Origin of the sequence: Pseudomonas lalucatii, assembly GCF_018398425.1 — a bacterium.
In the GTDB taxonomy this organism is placed as follows: Bacteria; Pseudomonadota; Gammaproteobacteria; order Pseudomonadales; family Pseudomonadaceae; genus Aquipseudomonas; species Aquipseudomonas lalucatii.
In genome coordinates, this window is record NZ_JADPMV010000001.1 from 174,132 (window position 1) to 190,856 (window position 16,725).

12 protein-coding genes and 1 pseudogene are annotated in these 16,725 nt (G+C 68.0%); 1 reads left to right on the top strand and 12 read right to left on the bottom strand.

What is annotated here, in order from left to right; translation table 11 throughout:
• Nucleotides 1-14: 14 nt before the first annotated feature.
• Nucleotides 15-1,301 (bottom strand): annotated as a pseudogene (locus I0D00_RS21750) (methyl-accepting chemotaxis protein); the annotation flags it as partial.
• 271 nt (nt 1,302-1,572) lie between these two features.
• Between I0D00_RS21750 and I0D00_RS00745 the strand changes: the two are divergent.
• Entirely contained in the window at nt 1,573-2,892 is a 1,320-nt protein-coding gene (locus I0D00_RS00745) for a Na+/H+ antiporter family protein (protein WP_213637855.1), read from the top strand.
• A gap of 70 nt (nt 2,893-2,962) precedes the next feature.
• Here the strand turns inward: I0D00_RS00745 and nuoN are convergent, their stop codons facing one another.
• The 11 genes from nuoN to nuoC all read right to left on the bottom strand — a co-directional run bounded on the left by nuoN (nt 2,963) and on the right by nuoC (nt 16,710).
• Entirely contained in the window at nt 2,963-4,441 is a 1,479-nt protein-coding gene (gene nuoN / locus I0D00_RS00750; protein ID WP_213637856.1) for an NADH-quinone oxidoreductase subunit NuoN, read from the bottom strand.
• A 22-nt stretch (nt 4,442-4,463) separates the two neighbouring features.
• Entirely contained in the window at nt 4,464-5,993 is a 1,530-nt protein-coding gene (nuoM, locus tag I0D00_RS00755; protein WP_213637857.1) for an NADH-quinone oxidoreductase subunit M, read from the bottom strand.
• A 39-nt stretch (nt 5,994-6,032) separates the two neighbouring features.
• On the bottom strand, nt 6,033-7,880 hold the full coding sequence (gene nuoL / locus I0D00_RS00760) for an NADH-quinone oxidoreductase subunit L (RefSeq protein ID WP_213637858.1): 1,848 nt from the start codon (nt 7,878-7,880) through the stop codon (nt 6,033-6,035).
• Nucleotides 7,877-8,185, bottom strand: a complete 309-nt coding sequence (nuoK, locus tag I0D00_RS00765) for an NADH-quinone oxidoreductase subunit NuoK (protein ID WP_213637859.1) — start codon at nt 8,183-8,185, stop codon at nt 7,877-7,879. The genes nuoL and nuoK overlap by 4 nt, the downstream gene beginning before the upstream one ends.
• Nucleotides 8,182-8,691, bottom strand: a complete 510-nt coding sequence (gene nuoJ, locus I0D00_RS00770) for an NADH-quinone oxidoreductase subunit J (RefSeq protein WP_213637860.1) — start codon at nt 8,689-8,691, stop codon at nt 8,182-8,184. Before nuoJ ends, nuoK begins: the two co-directional genes overlap by 4 nt.
• Nucleotides 8,692-8,701: 10 nt before the next feature.
• A complete protein-coding gene (gene nuoI, locus I0D00_RS00775; protein WP_213637861.1) occupies nt 8,702-9,250 on the bottom strand; it encodes an NADH-quinone oxidoreductase subunit NuoI in 549 nt (182 codons plus the stop codon).
• 11 nt (nt 9,251-9,261) lie between these two features.
• Nucleotides 9,262-10,254 (bottom strand): NADH-quinone oxidoreductase subunit NuoH, encoded by a 993-nt coding sequence (gene nuoH / locus I0D00_RS00780; RefSeq protein WP_213637862.1) that lies wholly within the window; start codon nt 10,252-10,254, stop codon nt 9,262-9,264.
• Nucleotides 10,251-12,980, bottom strand: a complete 2,730-nt coding sequence (gene nuoG, locus I0D00_RS00785; protein WP_213637863.1) for an NADH-quinone oxidoreductase subunit NuoG — start codon at nt 12,978-12,980, stop codon at nt 10,251-10,253. The genes nuoH and nuoG overlap by 4 nt, the downstream gene beginning before the upstream one ends.
• Before the next feature lie 94 nt (nt 12,981-13,074).
• Nucleotides 13,075-14,430, bottom strand: a complete 1,356-nt coding sequence (nuoF, locus tag I0D00_RS00790) for an NADH-quinone oxidoreductase subunit NuoF (protein ID WP_213637864.1) — start codon at nt 14,428-14,430, stop codon at nt 13,075-13,077.
• Nucleotides 14,427-14,927, bottom strand: coding sequence for an NADH-quinone oxidoreductase subunit NuoE (nuoE, locus tag I0D00_RS00795; protein ID WP_213637865.1), 501 nt, complete (start codon nt 14,925-14,927; stop codon nt 14,427-14,429). Before nuoE ends, nuoF begins: the two co-directional genes overlap by 4 nt.
• Nucleotide 14,928: 1 nt before the next feature.
• Complete coding sequence (nuoC, locus tag I0D00_RS00800; protein ID WP_213637866.1) at nt 14,929-16,710, bottom strand: NADH-quinone oxidoreductase subunit C/D; 1,782 nt, start codon at nt 16,708-16,710, stop codon at nt 14,929-14,931.
• Nucleotides 16,711-16,725 lie beyond the last annotated feature (15 nt).

Below are 16,725 nucleotides of genomic sequence, written 5' to 3' on the forward strand. Positions count from 1 at the left end.
GGCTGCAGCTTGTCGAGGAAGCGGTTGAACCAACCCGCCAGTTCGCCCAGTTCGTCCTGCCTGGCGTAGTCCAGGCGGCGGGTCAGGTCGCCTTCGCCGCTGGCGATGTCCTCGAGCATGGCGGCCACGCCGAGGATCGGCCGGGTCACCCCGCGGGCCGTCAGCCACATCAGCAGCAGGCCGGCACTGACTGCCGCCAGGCCGATCAGCAGGCTCAGGCTGCTGTCGGTCGTGCGCCGACTGTCGAGCTGCTGTTCCAGCTGCAGGGCGGGGCCGAGCAGGACCTGTTCGGGCACCTCGAGCAGCACGCTCCAGGGCTGGGCATCGGGAATCGGCTTGAAGGGCTGCAGGACGCGCATCATGTCGCCGTGCTGCAATTGGGCGGCTTGGCCGTTGCCGATCAGCGGACGCAGCTCGCCGGCATGCTCGGCATAGGCCTTGTCGACCGCGGTGCTGAGCAGGCCGGCGTCGCGGCTGTGGCCGGCCAGCAGGGCCGCGGGGCTGAAGATGCTGATATGGCCTGCGCCGTCGTAGAGTTCGCGGTTGGCCTGCAGACTCAGCTGCTGCAGGCTGTCCAGGCTGATGTCCACGCCCATGACGCCGATCACCTTGCCGTCCAGCTCGAGGGGGAAGGCGATGCTGGTCATCAGCACCTGTTTGCCGCCGACCTCGTCGAAGTAAGGTTCCAGCACGCAGGTCCTGCCACTGTCGCGCGGGCAGGTGTACCAGGCGTTGTAGGGGTCGCCGCTGGGACCGATCTGGGTATCGCCGAGCATCTCCTCGCTCATCGACTCGGATTCCAGTGTGCCCGGCGAGGGTTGTGCCCAGTAGAGGGAGAAGCGTCCCCGGTCGTTGCTGCCCAGTTCGGCCTGGTCGGCGAACAGCTCGTCCTTGCCGTCCAGGGCGTTGGGCTCGAACACCAGGTAGAGGCCGAGCAGCGCCGGGTTGGCCTCCAGGCTGCTGCGCACCTGGCGGGTGAGGTCTTCGCGCAGGTCGAAGGCGTCGAGGAAGCGCTTCTGCGCCTGGTCGCGCAGGAACAGGATCTGCCGGGAAAAGCCCTTGCCGTACTGATAGGCGTCCATGAAATAGCGCTGGATGCGGATCGCCTGCAGCTCGCCACGGGCCTGCAGGCGCAGCTGGGCGCTGCTCTTGAGCATGTCGCTGCTGGCGGTGCGCACCAGTTCGGCGCTGCGGGTGGACTGGTAGAGCGAAGCCCCGACCAGCAGGGTGACGATGAAGGTCAGGCAGAGGCCCGCCAGCAGGGTGATTTTCAGCTGGATGGACAGGCGGCTGGGCGACATGCGGCGTTCCTTTATTCTGAAAACGACTTATGGGTCCACTATCGGCACGCCGCGGGCTTTCTTGACCCTGCTGGAGCTGGGCCCTGGGGCCGCCCGTCGATTCGGGTGATCGCGCATGCCGGAGGTCTGAATTATGCACATGCCGATCGATATTTCGCACGCCTGTTTTGACAGCTCCCGGCGCTTGCGGCAGAGTACGCGACTTTTTTCCGGGCGCCCCGCGAAGGGTGCGAGTTTCCGGGCTATTCGCAAGCTTCCTGGGAGCGCATTCATGAACGCAGTAATCGCAGCGGTCGGCCTCATGCTGATCCTCAGCCTGTGCCGCGTGCACGTGGTGGTCGCCCTGATCGTCGGGGCGCTGCTCGGCGGCCTGCTCGGCGGCCTGGGCGTCGAGGGCACGCTGGCGGCCTTCAATCGGGGCCTGGGCGGCGGCGCCACCGTGGCGCTGTCCTATGCGCTGCTCGGCGCCTTCGCCGTGGCCATCGCCAAGTCGGGCCTGGCCCATGCCCTGGCCGACAGGGCGCTGGCCCTGGTCGGCCGGCAGCAGGCGGGCGGCGGCGGGCTGCTCAAGTGGTCGCTGATCGCGCTGTTGCTGGCGGTGGCGGTCGCCTCGCAGAACATCCTGCCGATCCATATCGCCTTCATCCCGCTGCTGGTGCCGCCGCTGCTCTACGTGCTGAGCAAGCTGCAACTGGATCGCCGGCTGATCGCCTGCGTACTGACCTTCGGCCTGGTCACCCCCTACATGTTTTTGCCGGTGGGCTTCGGCGGCATCTTCCTCAACGAGATCCTGCTGGCCAACGTGGCCCAGGCCGGGGTGGACACCGGCGGCATCGGCGTCGCGCAGGCCATGGCCATTCCGGCCCTGGGCATGCTGTGCGGCCTGCTGGTGGCGGTGCTGCTGAGCTATCGCGGCAAGCGGGTCTATGACCTGGCGAAGATCGAGCGGGTCGAGCGCGTGGACGTGGCCTACAACCCGCTCAGCCTGCTTGTGGCCGGGGTGGCCATCGCCGCCGCTTTCATCGTGCAGCTGTGGCTGGACTCGATGATCATCGGTGCGCTGGCCGGCTTCGTGATCTTCTCGCTGTCCGGGGTGGTGCGCTGGAAGGAGGCCGACGGCCTGTTCACCGAGGGCATGAAGATGATGGCGATGATCGGCTTCATCATGATCGCCGCCGCCGGCTTCGCCGAGGTGATGAAGGCCACCGGCGAGGTGAAGACCCTGGTCGACGGCGCCGCCGAGTTGATCGGCCACGACAAGGCGACAGGCGCGCTGCTGATGCTGCTGGTCGGCCTGCTGGTGACCATGGGCATCGGCTCGTCCTTCTCGACCGTGCCGATCATCGCGGCGATCTTCGTGCCGCTGGGCGTGCAGCTGGGCTTCAGCCCGCTGGCCATCGTTGCCATCGTCGGCACCGCCGGGGCCCTGGGCGATGCCGGCTCCCCGGCCTCCGACTCGACCCTGGGCCCGACCGCGGGGCTGAACATCGACGGCCAGCACAACCACATCTGGGACAGCGTGGTGCCGACCTTCCTGCACTACAACCTGCCGCTGCTGGCGTTCGGCTGGCTGGCGGCGATGGTGTTGTAAGGGCCAGGGGCGCCAACGCGGGCCAGGGACAACGCGGGGTTGCCGGTCATTCGGCAACCCCGCTGTCGTTTCAGCCCAGGCTGATGCCGCTGAGCATCGCCAGCAGCGGCTGCGGGTAGATGCCGATGGCAAAGGCCAGCAGCGCCACGAACAGCAGCATGATGCCGCCGGCGCGCTGTCCCCAGTTGAAGGGGGCGTCGTGGCGGCGCAGGTTGGGCTCGTTGAGGAACAGGGTGACCATCACCCGCAGGTAGTAGAACACGGCGATGGCGCTGCCCAGCACCAGGGCGCCGAGCAGCCACCAGAGCTGGGCCTGCACGCCGGCGGCGATGACGTAGAACTTGCCGATGAAGCCGGCGGTGAGCGGTATGCCGGCCAGCGACAGCATCATCACCGTGAGCACCGCGGTCAGGTAGGGGCGGCGCCAGAACAGCCCGCGGTATTCGTACAGGGCGTCGGCATCGCGGCCGTTGTAGGGGGTCGACATCAGGGTGATCACGCCGAAGGCGCCGAGGCTGGTCAGCACGTAGGTGGCCAGGTAGACGCCGATGGCCTCCACGGCCAGGCCCTTGCTGGCGACCAGGGCCACCAGCAGATAGCCGAAGTGGGCGATCGAGGAGTAACCCAGCAGGCGCTTGAGGTTGCTCTGCAGCAGCGCCAGCAGGTTGCCGAACAGGATCGAGGCGATGGCGATCAGGGTCAGCAGATCGTTCAGCCAGCCGCCGGCGGTGGCCGGGGAGATCTGGTACAGGCGCAGCAGCACGGCGAACACCGCGACCTTGCTGGCCGTGGCGAGGAAGGCCGCCACCGGCGCCGGTGCGCCTTCATACACATCCGGGGTCCACAGGTGGAAGGGCACCAGCGACAGCTTGAAGGACAGGCCGATGAGCATCATGCCGATGCCGATCTGCACCAGCAGGCCTCCGCCGTCGGAGAGGCTGGCGCCGATCTGGGCGAAGCCCAGGCTGCCGGAGTCGGCGTAGAGCAGGGCCATGCCGAACAGCAGGAAGGCGCTGCCGGCGGCCGACAGCACCATGTACTTGATGCCGGCCTCCAGCGAGCGCTTGTCGAAGAAGGCATAGGCGACCAGGCCGTAGATCGGCACCGAGAGCAATTCCAGGCCGATGAACAGCCCGGCCAGGTGCTGTGCGCCGGCCAGCACCAGGCCGCCGGCGGCCGACAGCAGCATCAGCAGGTACATCTCCTCGCGGTTGCCCGGATAGCCCTGGCGGCTGGTTTCGCCGGCGTTCAGGGTCGCCTCGCCCAGGTAGGCGTGGGTCAGGGTCACGCAGGCCAGGGTGGCGGCCAGGATCAGGGCCATGTAGTAGCAGGCGAACTGGTCCACCAGCAGCAACGGCGTGACCTGCAACGGGGCCACCTCGAGCACCGGAATGATCGACAGCAGGGCCAGGTTCAGGCCGACCACCGAGATCAGGAAGGTCAGGCCGTGGTTGCGCTTCCAGGCGACGTTCAGCATGACCAGGATCAGCGTGGCGCTGGTCACCAGCAGCGGCAGCAGGGCGATGAGGTGCTGGAGGGTGAATGGCATGGCGCTGCTTTCCATAGGGCTGTTACCTGACCGAGGCGAATTGGCTGAGGCTGCTGCTGAACCACTGCTGCACGCCCTGCATGCTGGCCGCCGAGGTGTCGAGCACCGGCTGCGGGTAGATGCCGAGCAGCACCAGCAGCACGGCCAGGCCCAGGACCATGCCCAGCTCGCGGGGCTTGAGCCCGAGCAGGGCACCCTCCGCCTTGGCCGGGCCGAAGAAGGCGCGGTGGATCATGATCAGCGAATAGACCGAGCCGAATACCAGGCCGCTGGCGGCCAGCACGGTGACCCAGGGCGCGCTGGGGAAGGTGCCGACGAGGATGAGGAACTCGCCGATGAAGTTGCCGGTGCCCGGCAGGCCCAGCGCCGCGACGGCGAAGAACAGGCAGAGCGCCGGCAGCCAGGGCATGCGCGCCCAGATGCCGCCCATCTCGCGCATGTCGCGGGTGTGCAGGCGCTCGTAGAGCTGGCCGCAGAGGATGAACAGCGCGGCGGCCGACAGGCCGTGGGCGAGCATCTGCACCACCGCGCCCTGCAGGGCGATCTGGCTGCCGGAGTAGATGGCGATCAGCACGAAGCCCATGTGCGACACGCTGGAGTAGGCCACCAGGCGCTTGATGTCGGTCTGGGCGAAGGACAGCAGGGCGCCGTAGACGATGGCGAACACGCCCAGGGCCATGGCCACCGGGGCGAACTCCACCGAGGCGTTGGGGAACAGCGGCAGGGCGAAGCGGATCATGCCGTAGGCGGCGGTCTTCAGCAGGATGCCGGCGAGGTCCACGGAGCCGGCGGTCGGCGCCTGGGCGTGGGCGTCCGGCAGCCAGGAGTGGAAGGGCACCACCGGGAACTTCACCGCGAAGGCGACGAAGAAGCCGAGCATCAGCAGGTATTCGGTGCCCGGCGCCAGCTGGGTCTTCAGCAGGTCGGCATAGTTGAAGGTCAGCACGCCGGTGCCGTTGTAGTGGACGAACACCAGGGCGAGGATCGCCACCAGCATGATCAGGCCGCTGGCCTGGGTGTAGATGAAGAACTTGGTGGCGGCGGTGATGCGGGTCTTGCCGGCGCTGCCGCTGTGGCCCCAGAGCGCGATGAGGAAGTACATCGGCACCAGCATCATTTCCCAGAAGAAGAAGAACAGGAACAGGTCGATGGCCAGGAACACCCCGACCACGCCGCCGAGGATCCACATCAGGTTGAGGTGGAAGAAGCCGACGCGGTTCTGGATCTCGTGCCAGGAGCAGAGCACCGAGAGCACCCCGAGCAGTCCGGTGAGGCTGATCATCAGCACCGACAGGCCGTCCAGGGCCAGGTGCAGGCTGATGCCCAGGCGTTCGATCCACGGCAGCTGGAACTCGTAGGCCCAGACCGGATCGGCACCCGGCGCCGGGGCCAGGCTGAAGTCGGCGCTGGACCACAGCCACAGGCCCAGGCCGAACAGCAGGCTCATGGTCAGCAGGGCGACCCAGCGCGGCAGCGTGGTGCCGAAGCGCTCGCCCAGCCAGCACAGCAGGCCGCCGATAAAGGGGATCAGGACTAGCCAGGGCAGGATCATGATGGGCGGGGTTCCTTGCGCAATGGAATCATGGTCGGCTCAGGCCATCAGCACGACGGCCAGCACCAGCACGGCGCCGCCGACGATGGACGCCGCGTACCAGCGCAGCTGCCCGGTTTCGCTGCGGCTGAGGATGCCGTGGCCGCCGCGGGCCAGGCGCGGGATCAGGCCGATGCTCGAATCGATCGGGTCGCGGCCCAGCAGCCGGCAGGCCAGCAGGTAGGGGCGCACGAACAGCTTGTCGTAGAGCCAGTCGAAGCCCCAGGCGGCGAACCACCAGGCGCCGAGCAGACGCCCCGGCGCGCTGCCGGCCAGGGCGCCGACCAGGCGGCGCTGGCCGAGGAACAGCAGGGCGGCGAGGCCGATGCCGGCCAGGGCGATCAGCGCGGAAGCCAGCTCCAGGCTGTGCTTGGCCTCGCCGCCGGCGTGGCCGACGCTCTGCGGCAGGACCCCGGCCAGGGGCGGGCTGATCAGCGCGCCGACGAAGGTCGAGAGGACGATCAGCACCGACAGCGGCAGCCAGTGGGCCACGCCATGGCCGGCATGGGCCTCGGCCTTGGCCTCGCCGTGGAAGGCGATGAAGATCAGGCGGAAGGTGTAGAGCGAGGTCAGGAAGGCCCCGGCCAGGCCGGCGTAGAGCAGGCCGCCATGGCCGCTGGCGAAGGCCTCCCAGAGGATCTCGTCCTTGGAGTAGAAACCCGCGGTGAGCAGCGGCAGCGCGGCCAGGGCCGAGCCGCCGACGATGAAGCTGGCGTAGGCCAGCGGCAGCTTCTTCCACAGGCCGCCCATGCGGAAGATGTTCTGCTCGTGGTGGCAGGCGTTGATCACGCTGCCTGCGGCGAGGAACAGCAGGGCCTTGAAGAAGGCGTGGGTCATCAGGTGGAAGATCGCCGCACTCCAGGCGCCGACCCCCAGGGCGAGGAACATGTAGCCGATCTGGCTCATGGTCGAGTAGGCGAGGATGCGCTTGATGTCGGTCTGCACCAGGGCGGCGAAGCCGGCCAGCACCAGGGTCGCGGCGCCGACCAGGCCGACCAGCTCAAGAATCTCCGGGGTCAGCAGGAACAGGCCGTGGGTGCGGGCGATCAGGTAGACCCCGGCGGTGACCATGGTGGCGGCGTGGATCAGCGCCGAGACCGGGGTCGGGCCGGCCATGGCGTCGGCCAGCCAGGTCTGCAGCGGCAGTTGCGCCGACTTGCCGACGGCGCCGCCGAGCAGCATCAGGGTGGCGAGCCACAGCCAGGTGTCGCCGGCGACGTACTTCTGCGGCGCCAGCAGCAGCAGCTCCTGGATGTTCAGGGTGCCGAGCCGGGAGAACAGGATGAACAGGCCGATGGCCATGAACACGTCGCCGACCCGGGTGACGATGAAGGCCTTGAGCGCCGCGTTGCCGTTGGCGCTGTGCTTGAAGTAGAAGCCGATCAGCAGGTAGGAGCACAGGCCCACGCCTTCCCAGCCGAAGTACAGGAACAGCAGGTTATCGCCGAGCACCAGGAACAGCATGCTGGCGATGAACAGGTTGGTGTAGGCGAAGAAGCGCGAATAGCCTTTCTCGCCGCGCATGTACCAGCTGGCGAACAGGTGGATGAGAAAGCCGACGCCGGTGACCACGCCGAGCATGGTCAGCGACAGGCCGTCCAGGTACAGGGTGAAGCTGGGGGCGAAGCCGTCCACCGCCATCCATTGCCACAGCAGCTGGGTGTAGACGCCACCGGGTGGCGGCGCGACGTTGAACTGCCAGATGATCCAGGCGGCGGTGAGCGCCGACAGGCCGACCGAGCCGACGCCGATCAGCGCCGCGGTGTCTTCCGAGCAGCGCCCGCGGCTGAAGGCCAGCGCCAGCCAGCCGAGCAGGGGGAACAGACAGGTCAGAAATAGTAGGTTCATCCGCGCATCTCGCTGGCAGCGTCGATATCCAGGGTGTTGAAGCGGCGGTACAGCTGCAGCAGGATCGCCAGGCCGATGCTGGCCTCGGCGGCCGCCAGGCTGATCACCAGGATGAACATCACCTGGCCGTCGGCCTGGCCCCAGCGGGCGCCGGCGACCACGAAGGCCAGGGCCGCGGCGTTCATCATCACCTCCAGGCTCATCAGCACGAAGAGGATGTTGCGGCGCACCATCAGGCCCACCAGGCCCAGGCTGAACAGCACCCCGGCCAGGGCCAGGCCATGTTCCATCGGGATCCCGTTCATGGCGTGGCATCCTTGGCGTCGTGGCGACCGAGGTGATAGGCGGCGACGAGGGCGGCCAGCAGCAGCATGGAGGCCAGCTCGACGGCCAGCAGGTAGGGGCCGAACAGGCTGATGCCGACGGTCTTGGCGTCCACCGTGGTATGGCCGATGAGGGCGCCGCTCGGCGTGCCGAGCAGGACGTAGAGCAGCTGGCCGAGCAGCAGCGCGCAGAGGATCGCCGGACCCAGCCAGATGCCTGGCGTGAGCCAGCGCCTTTCCTGCTCGACGGCGGCGGAACCGAGGTTGAGCATCATCACCACGAAGACGAACAGCACCATGATGGCGCCGGCGTAGACGATGATCTCCAGGGCTCCGGCGAAGGGCGCGCCGAGGCTGAAGAACACCATGGCGACCGCCAGCAGGGAGATGATCAGGTACAGCAGGGCATGCACCGGATTGCTGCCGGTGACCACCCGCAGGGTGGACATCACGGCGACGCCGGCGGCGAAATAGAATGCCAGTTCCATCGTTCCTCCCTCAGGGCAGCAGGCTCTTCACGTCGACCGGCTCGGCCTCGTTCTGCGCGGCGCCCTTCGGCTTGCCGGCGATGGCCATGCCGGCGACGCGGTAGAAGTTGTAGTCGGGGTACTTGCCGGGACCGGAGATCAGCAGGTCTTCCTTCTCGTACACCAGGTCCTGGCGCTTGAACTCGCCCATCTCGAAGTCCGGGGTGAGCTGGATCGCCGTGGTCGGACAGGCCTCCTCGCACATGCCGCAGAAGATGCAGCGCGAGAAGTTGATGCGGAAGAACTCCGGGTACCAGCGACCGTCCTCGGCCTCGGCCTTCTGCAGCGAGATGCAGCCGACCGGGCAGGCCACCGCGCAGAGGTTGCAGGCCACGCAGCGCTCCTCGCCGTCCGGGTCGCGGGTCAGGACGATGCGTCCGCGGTAACGCGGCGGCAGGTACACCGCTTCTTCCGGGTACTGCAGGGTGTCGCGCTTGCGAAAGCCGTGGGCGAAGATCATCGCCAGGCTGCGCAGCTGGGTGAAGGTGCCGTGGAGGATGTGACGGATGTAGGTGAACATGGTGGTTCTCCTTACTGGGCCGCGGCCAGCACCAGGGCGCCGGTCACCAGCAGGTTGAGCAGGGTCAGCGGCAGGCAGAACTTCCAGCTGAACGCCATGACCTGGTCATAGCGCGGCCGCGGGATCGAGGCGCGCAGGAGGATGAAGAGCATGATGAAGAAGGCGGTCTTGGCGGCGAACCAGAAGAACGGGATCTGCGGCAGCAGACCGAAAGGACCATGCCAGCCGCCGAAGAACAGGGTCACCAGCAGCGCGGAGATGGTGACGATGCCGATGTACTCGCCGACGAAGAACATGCCCCATTTCATCCCGGCGTATTCGATATGGTAGCCGTCGGCCAGTTCCTGCTCGGCTTCCGGCTGGTCGAAGGGGTGGCGGTGGGTGACCGCGACGCCGGCGATGAAGAAGGTACAGAAACCGAAGAACTGCGGGATGATGAACCACAGGTGCCGGGCCTGGTAGTCGACGATGTCGCGCAGGTTGAACGAGCCGGCCTGGGCCACCACGCCCATCAGCGCCAGGGCCAGGAACACCTCGTAGGACACCGTCTGCGCCGAGGCGCGTAGGGCGCCGAGCAGGGCGTACTTGTTGCTGCTCGACCAGCCGGCGAACAGCACCGCATAGACCGACAGGCCGGCCATGGCGAAGAAGAACAGGATGCCGATGTTCAGGTCCGCCACGCCCCAGGTCGGGGTGATGGGGATGATGGCGAAGGCGATGAGCATGGCGCTCATGGCGATCAGCGGGGCCAGGGTGAAGATCACCCGGTCGGCGAAGGGCGGGGTCCAGTCCTCCTTGAAGAACATCTTGAGCATGTCGGCGGCGATCTGGAACAGGCCGAACGGCCCGACCCGGTTGGGCCCGTAGCGGTCCTGCCACCAGCCCAGCAGGCGGCGCTCGACGAAACTGAGCAGGGCGCCGCAGACCACCACCACCAGCAGGATGACCACGGCCCTGGCCACCGCCGCCAGGATGTCGACCAGCTCGGGCGTCAGCCAGCTCATTGCGCGGCCTCCCGTATCGCCGTCACCACGGCGCCCGCGAGCGCCGGCGGAATGCCGGGCAGGCCCACGGGCAGTCCGGCCAGGCCCAGGGCCAGGTCCTCGCGCACCTGCAGCGGCAGGCGCAGCTCCTGGTCATTGAGCGTCAGGCTGAGCAGGGCGCCGTCGTCGACCCCCAGGCGAGCCGCCTCCGCCCGGGCCAGGGCGACATAAGGCTGTGGCGCGCGGGCCTGGATCGGCGCGGCACGGGCCGAGGTCTCCTCGCTGCCGAACAGGTGGTGCAGGGGCACCGCCTGCAGGCTGCCCGGGGGCGGACTGAAGGCGGCGCACGGGGCGAACCAGGGCAGGGCAACGCCGGCGGCTTCGAACAGGCGCACGCCGGGGTCGCCGGCGCGCAGGTGGCCGCCGACCTCGTCCTGGAACTTGTTCCAGGCCTGGGGCGAGTTCCAGCCCGGCGACCAGGCGAAGGGAATCTGCTGGCGGGGTTCGGCGGAGCCGGAATAGCCCTCCATGGAGAAGGCGAAGGCGGAGTCCTGGTCCTGAGGCTGGCGCGGTTCGTGCACGCTGATATTGGCGCGCATGGCCGTGCGGCCGCTGTAGCGGTGGGGCTCGCGGGACAGCTTGAGGCCCCTGATGCGGAAGGTGGCGGACGGCGCGGCGGTGCGGATGCCGGCCAGTGCCGGCACGGCCGCGGCGCAGGCTTCGGTGACCTGATCCAACTGGGTCCAGTCGACGCTCCCGCCCTGCAGGGTGGCGTGCAGCGCATGCAGCCAGCGCCAGCCTTCGCGCACCAGATTGTCGCCGTCGTGGTAGGCGGGATCGAAGACCTGGAAGAAACGCTGGGCGCGTCCCTCCTGGCTGACCAGGGTGCCGTCGCCCTCGGCGAAGGTGGCGACCGGCAGCAGCAGATGGGCCTTGGCGGCGGTCGGCGTGTATTGATGATCGGCGACTAGCACCACCTTGGCGGCGGCCAGGGCGGCATCGACCCGGGTGGCTTCGGCACGGCGATACAGGTCGTTCTCCAGCACCACCAGGGCGTCTGCCTCGCCGGCGCTCAGGGCCTGCAGCGCGGCGTCCAGCGATTGGCTGCACAGGGCCTCGCCCTGCAGCAGCGCCAGGCCCATGCTGTTGGCTTCCGGCAGCACCAGGCTGAGCGAGCCGTGCTTCGCGCGGTTCTTCAGCGCGCCGGCGATATTGGCTGCCGCCTCGATCAGCGCCCGGCTGCCCAGGGAGACGCCGGCGACGATCAGCGGCCGTTCGGCCGCCAGCAGCGCCTCGGCGATGCGCCGGGCCAGCTCGGCGGCCTCGGCTTCCAGGCCGCTCACGGCCGGCGCGCTCGGGTCGATGGCGTGGGCCACGGCAAAGCCGAGGCGGGCGAGGTCGCCGGGCGCGGCGTGGGCGCACTCGCGGGCGACGTCGTCCAGGCGGGTGGCGCAGACGCTGGCGATGAACAGCGGGCTCAGCGCCTGCTGGGCGACGTTCTGCACCGCGGCCATGTGCCAGTCCTGGATCTTCAGGGCGGCGGCCATCTGGTTGGCCTTGCCCTTGACCGCCTGGCGCAGCGCCAGGGCCAGGCGTGCCGAGGTCTGGGTCAGGTCTTCGCCGAGGACGAACACCGCGTCGTGGGCCTCCACCTCGCGCAGGCTCGGCACCGGCAGCGGGCCGTTCTGCAGCAGGTCACGGATCAGCTGCAGCAGCTGCAGTTCGCTTTCGGCCATACCGGCATAGAAGTGCTCGGCGCCGACCAGTTCGCGCAGGGCAAAGTTGCTCTCCAGGCTGGCGCGGGGCGAGCCTATGCCGATCACCCGGCGCCTCTTCAGCAGGGCGGCGGCCTGGTCGAGGGCCGAGTCCAGACCCATCTTCATCTGGCTCAGCACCATCAGCGGCTGGCGCGGGCGGTCCGGGCGGTTGACGTAGCCATAGCCGAAGCGGCCGCGGTCGCAGAGGAAGTACTGGTTCACCGAGCCGTTGAAGCGGTTCTCGATGCGGCGGATCTCGCCGTAGCGCTCGCCGGGACTGATGTTGCAGCCGGCGGCGCAGCCGTGGCAGATGCTCGGGGCGAACTGCATGTCCCACTTGCGGTTGTAGCGTTCGGAGTGGGTCTTGTCGGTGAACACCCCGGTCGGGCAGACCTCGACCAGGTTGCCGGCGAACTCGCTTTCCAGGGTGCCGTCCTCGACCCGGCCGAAATAGACGTTGTCGTGGGCGCCATAGACGCCGAGGTCGGTGCCGCCGGCATAGTCCTTGTAGTAGCGCACGCAGCGGTAGCAGGCGATGCAGCGGTTCATTTCGTGGCCGATGAAGGGCCCCAGCTCCTGGTTCTGGTGGGTGCGCTTGGTGAAGCGATAACGGCGGGCGTTGTGCCCGGTCATGACCGTCATGTCCTGCAGGTGGCAGTGGCCGCCTTCCTCGCATACCGGACAGTCGTGGGGGTGGTTGGTCATCAGCCACTCGACGACGCTGGCGCGGAACTGCCTGGCCTCCTCGTCGTCGATGGAGATCCAGCTGTTGTCGCTGGCCGGGGTCATGCAGGACATCACCAGGCGACCGCGGCTGTCGTTCTCGTCGCTGTACTGCTTCACCGCGCACTGGCGGCAGGCGCCGACGCTGCCCAGGGCGGGGTGCCAGCAGAAGTAGGGAATGTCGAGCCCCAGGGACAGGCAGGCCTGCAGCAGGTTGTCTGCGCCATCGACTTCCAGATCTTTGCCGTCTACGTGGATAGTGGCCATGGTCTCGTGTCTTCTCACCCGCCGCAGCGGGCTTGGCTAAGGGCGTCACGGTTTGTCGCGGGGCCGGGTGAATGGCCGGCGCGACGCAAAAACTTCATGCCGGGGCCAGCTGCGCGCTGCCCGCCGGCGTGTTCTGGCCGGCAATGCCGGCCTCGAACTCCCCGCGGAAATACTTCAATGCACTGGCCAGGGGCTCGACGGCCCCCGGTGCGTGGGCGCAGAAGGTCTTGCCGGGGCCGAGGAAGTTGCACAGCTGCTCCAGGGTCTCCAGGTCGCCCGGTTGGCCTTCGCCGCGCTCCAGGGCGCGCAGTAGCTTGACGCTCCAGGGCAGGCCATCGCGGCACGGGGTGCACCAGCCGCAGGACTCGCGGGAGAAGAATTCCTCCAGGTTGCGCAGCAAGGCCACCATGCCGACGCCGTCGTCCACCGCCAGGGCCAGGCCGGTGCCCATGCGGGTACCGACCTTGCCGATGCCGCCGGCGTACATCTGCGCCTCGAGGTGTTCCGGGAGCAGGAAGCCGGTGCCGGCACCGCCGGGCTGCCAGCATTTGAGGCGATAGCCGTCGCGCATGCCGCCGGCGTAGTCCTCGAACAGTTCGCGGGCGCTGATGCCGAAGGGCAGCTCCCAGACGCCGGGGGTCTTCACCTTGCCGGAAAAGCCCATCAGCTTGCTGCCGTGATCCTCGCTACCGGGCCGGGCCAGGCTCTTGTACCAGTCCACGCCGTTGCCGATGATCGCCGGCACGTTGCACAGGGTCTCGACGTTGTTCACGCAGGTGGGCTTGCCCCAGACGCCGACGGCGGCCGGGAAGGGCGGCTTGGCGCGTGGGTTGGCGCGGCGTCCCTCGAGGGAGTTGATCAGCGCGGTTTCCTCGCCGCAGATGTAGCGCCCGGCGCCGGTGTGCACGAACAGCTCGAAGGAAAAATCGCTGCCCAGGATGTTGCGGCCCAGCAGGCCGGCGGCCTTGGCCTCGGCCACGGCGCGCTCGAGGATGTGCGCCGCGTCGACGTACTCGCCGCGCAGGAAGATGTAGCCGCGATAGGCCTTGAGCGCGCGGGCGCTGATCAGCATGCCCTCGATCAGCAGGTGCGGCAGCTGCTCCATGAGCAGGCGGTCCTTCCAGGTGTTGGGCTCCATTTCGTCGGCGTTGCACAGCAGGTAGCGGATGTTCAGCGACTCGTCGGTGGGCATCAGGCCCCACTTCACCCCGGTGGGGAAGCCGGCGCCGCCGCGGCCCTTGAGGCCGGATTCCTTGACCGTCTGCACGATGTCGGCCGGGGCCATCTCGCCCAACACCTTGCGCGCGGCGCTGTAACCGTTCTTCTGCTGGTACTCGTCGAACCACACGGGCTGGGCGTCATCGCGCAGGCGCCAGGTCAGCGGATGGGTCTCTTCCGGGCGGGCGATGCGGTTGGCCGGGCCGGCCGAGGTCAGCAGCTTGGCGTTCATGCATAGCCCTCCAGCAGCTTGGCGACGGACTCGGGGAGCACATCGCCGAAGGTGTCGTCGTCGATCATCAGCGTCGGCGCCTTGTCGCAGTTGCCCAGGCAGCACACCGGCAGCAGGGTGAAGCGGCCGTCGGCGCTGGTCTGGCCGAGGCCGATGCCCAGCTCTCGTTGAATACTAGACAGCACCGACTCGTGGCCGCCGATGAAGCAGGTCATGCTGTCGCACACGCGAATGATGTGGCGGCCCACCGGCTGGCGGAAAATCTGGCTGTAGAAGGTGGCCACCCCCTCGACGTCGCTCCCCGGAATGCCGAGCACCGCACCGATGGCGTCGGCGGCGCCGTCGGGCACCCAGCCGCGCGCCTGCTGCACGATCTTCAGCGCCTCGATGGACGCCGCACGCGGGTCCTCGTAGTGCTGCATCTCATGCTCGATGGCCGCGCGTTCGCTGGCGCTGAGGACGAAGCGGTCGGTCTGGATCAGGTCGCTCTGGTTCATGTCAGCGGTCCACATCGGCCATGACGAAATCGATACTGCCCAGGTAGGCGATCAGGTCGGCCACCATGCTGCCGCGGATCACCGAGGGAATCTGCTGCAGGTGCGGGAAGCTGGGGGTGCGAATGCGGGTGCGGTAGCTCATGGTGCTGCCATCGCTGGTCAGGTAGTAGCTGTTGATGCCCTTGGTCGCCTCGATCATCTGCAGGGTTTCGCCCGCCGGCATCACCGGACCCCAGGAAACCTGCAGGAAGTGGGTGATCAGGGTCTCGATGTGCTGCAGGGTGCGCTCCTTCGGCGGCGGCGTGGTCAGGGGGTGATCGGCCTTGTAGGGGCCGGCCGGCATGTTGTGCAGGCACTGCTCGATGATGCGCACGCTCTGACGCATCTCCTCGACCCGCACGATGCAGCGGTCGTAGGCGTCGCCGTTGTGCGCCAGTGGCACCTCGAATTCGAAGTGCTCGTAGCCCGAGTAGGGACGCGCCTTGCGCAGGTCGAAGTCCAGGCCGGTGGCGCGCAGCCCGGCGCCGGTGACGCCCCACTCGAGGGCCTCCCGGGTGTTGTACTGGGCGACGCCCAGGGTGCGGCCGCGCAGGATGCTGTTCTTCAGCGCGGCCTTCTCGTACTCGTCCAACCGCCTGGGCAGCCAGTCGACGAACTCCTTGACCAGGCCGTCCCAGCCCCGCGGCAGGTCGTGGGCGACGCCGCCGATGCGGTACCAGGCCGGGTGCATGCGAAAGCCGGTAATGGCTTCGATCACTTTGTAGGCGCGCTGGCGGTCGGTGAAGGTGAAGAACACCGGGGTCATGGCGCCGACGTCCTGGATATAGGTGCCGAGGAACAGCAGGTGGCTGGTGATGCGGAAGAACTCCGCCAGCATCACCCGGATGACGTCGACCCGGTCGGGCACCCTGATGCCGGCCAGTTTCTCCACGGCCAGCACGTAGGGCAGGTTGTTCATGACCCCGCCCAGGTAGTCGATGCGGTCGGTATAGGGGATGAAGCTGTGCCAGGACTGGCGCTCGGCCATCTTCTCCGCGCCGCGGTGGTGATAGCCGACGTCGGGCACGCAGTCGACGATCTCCTCGCCGTCCAGCTGGAGGATGATGCGGAAGGCGCCGTGGGCCGAGGGATGGTTGGGGCCGAGGTTGAGGAACATGTAGTCCTCGTGCTCGCTGTGGCGCTGCATGCCCCAGTCTTCCGGCTTGAAGCGGGCGGCTTCCTCCTCCAGCTGCTGCTTGGCCTGGGTCAGGCTGAAGGGGTCGAACTCGGTGGCGCGCGCCGGGTAGTCCTTGCGCAGCGGATGGCCTTCCCAGGTCGGCGGCATCATGATCCGGCTGAGGTGCGGGTGGCCCTGGAAGCCGATGCCGAACATGTCCCAGACTTCCCGCTCGTACCAGTTGGCGTTCGGCCAGATCGCGGTGATCGTCGGCAGGTTCAGGTCGCCTTCGCTCAGCGCCACCTTGACCATCAGGTCGCTGTTACGCTCGATCGACAGCAGGTGATAGAACACCGTGAAGTCGGCCGGGGGCAGGCCACGGCGCTGGGTGCGCAGGCGCTCGTCGATGCCATGCAGGTCATAGAGCATGACGTAGGGCCGCGGCAGGCCGCGGAGGAAACCGAGGACCTCGACCAGCCTGTCGCGGGGCACCCAAACCACCGGCATGCCGGTACGGCTGGCCTGCAGAGTCAGGCTCGCGGCATCGAAACGGGCCTGCAGCTCGGCGACGACGTCTTGTGCGTCGGCCTTGTAGGGCGGAGGTGACACGGCGCTGTCTGCAGTCATGGTCTCGGTCGCTGT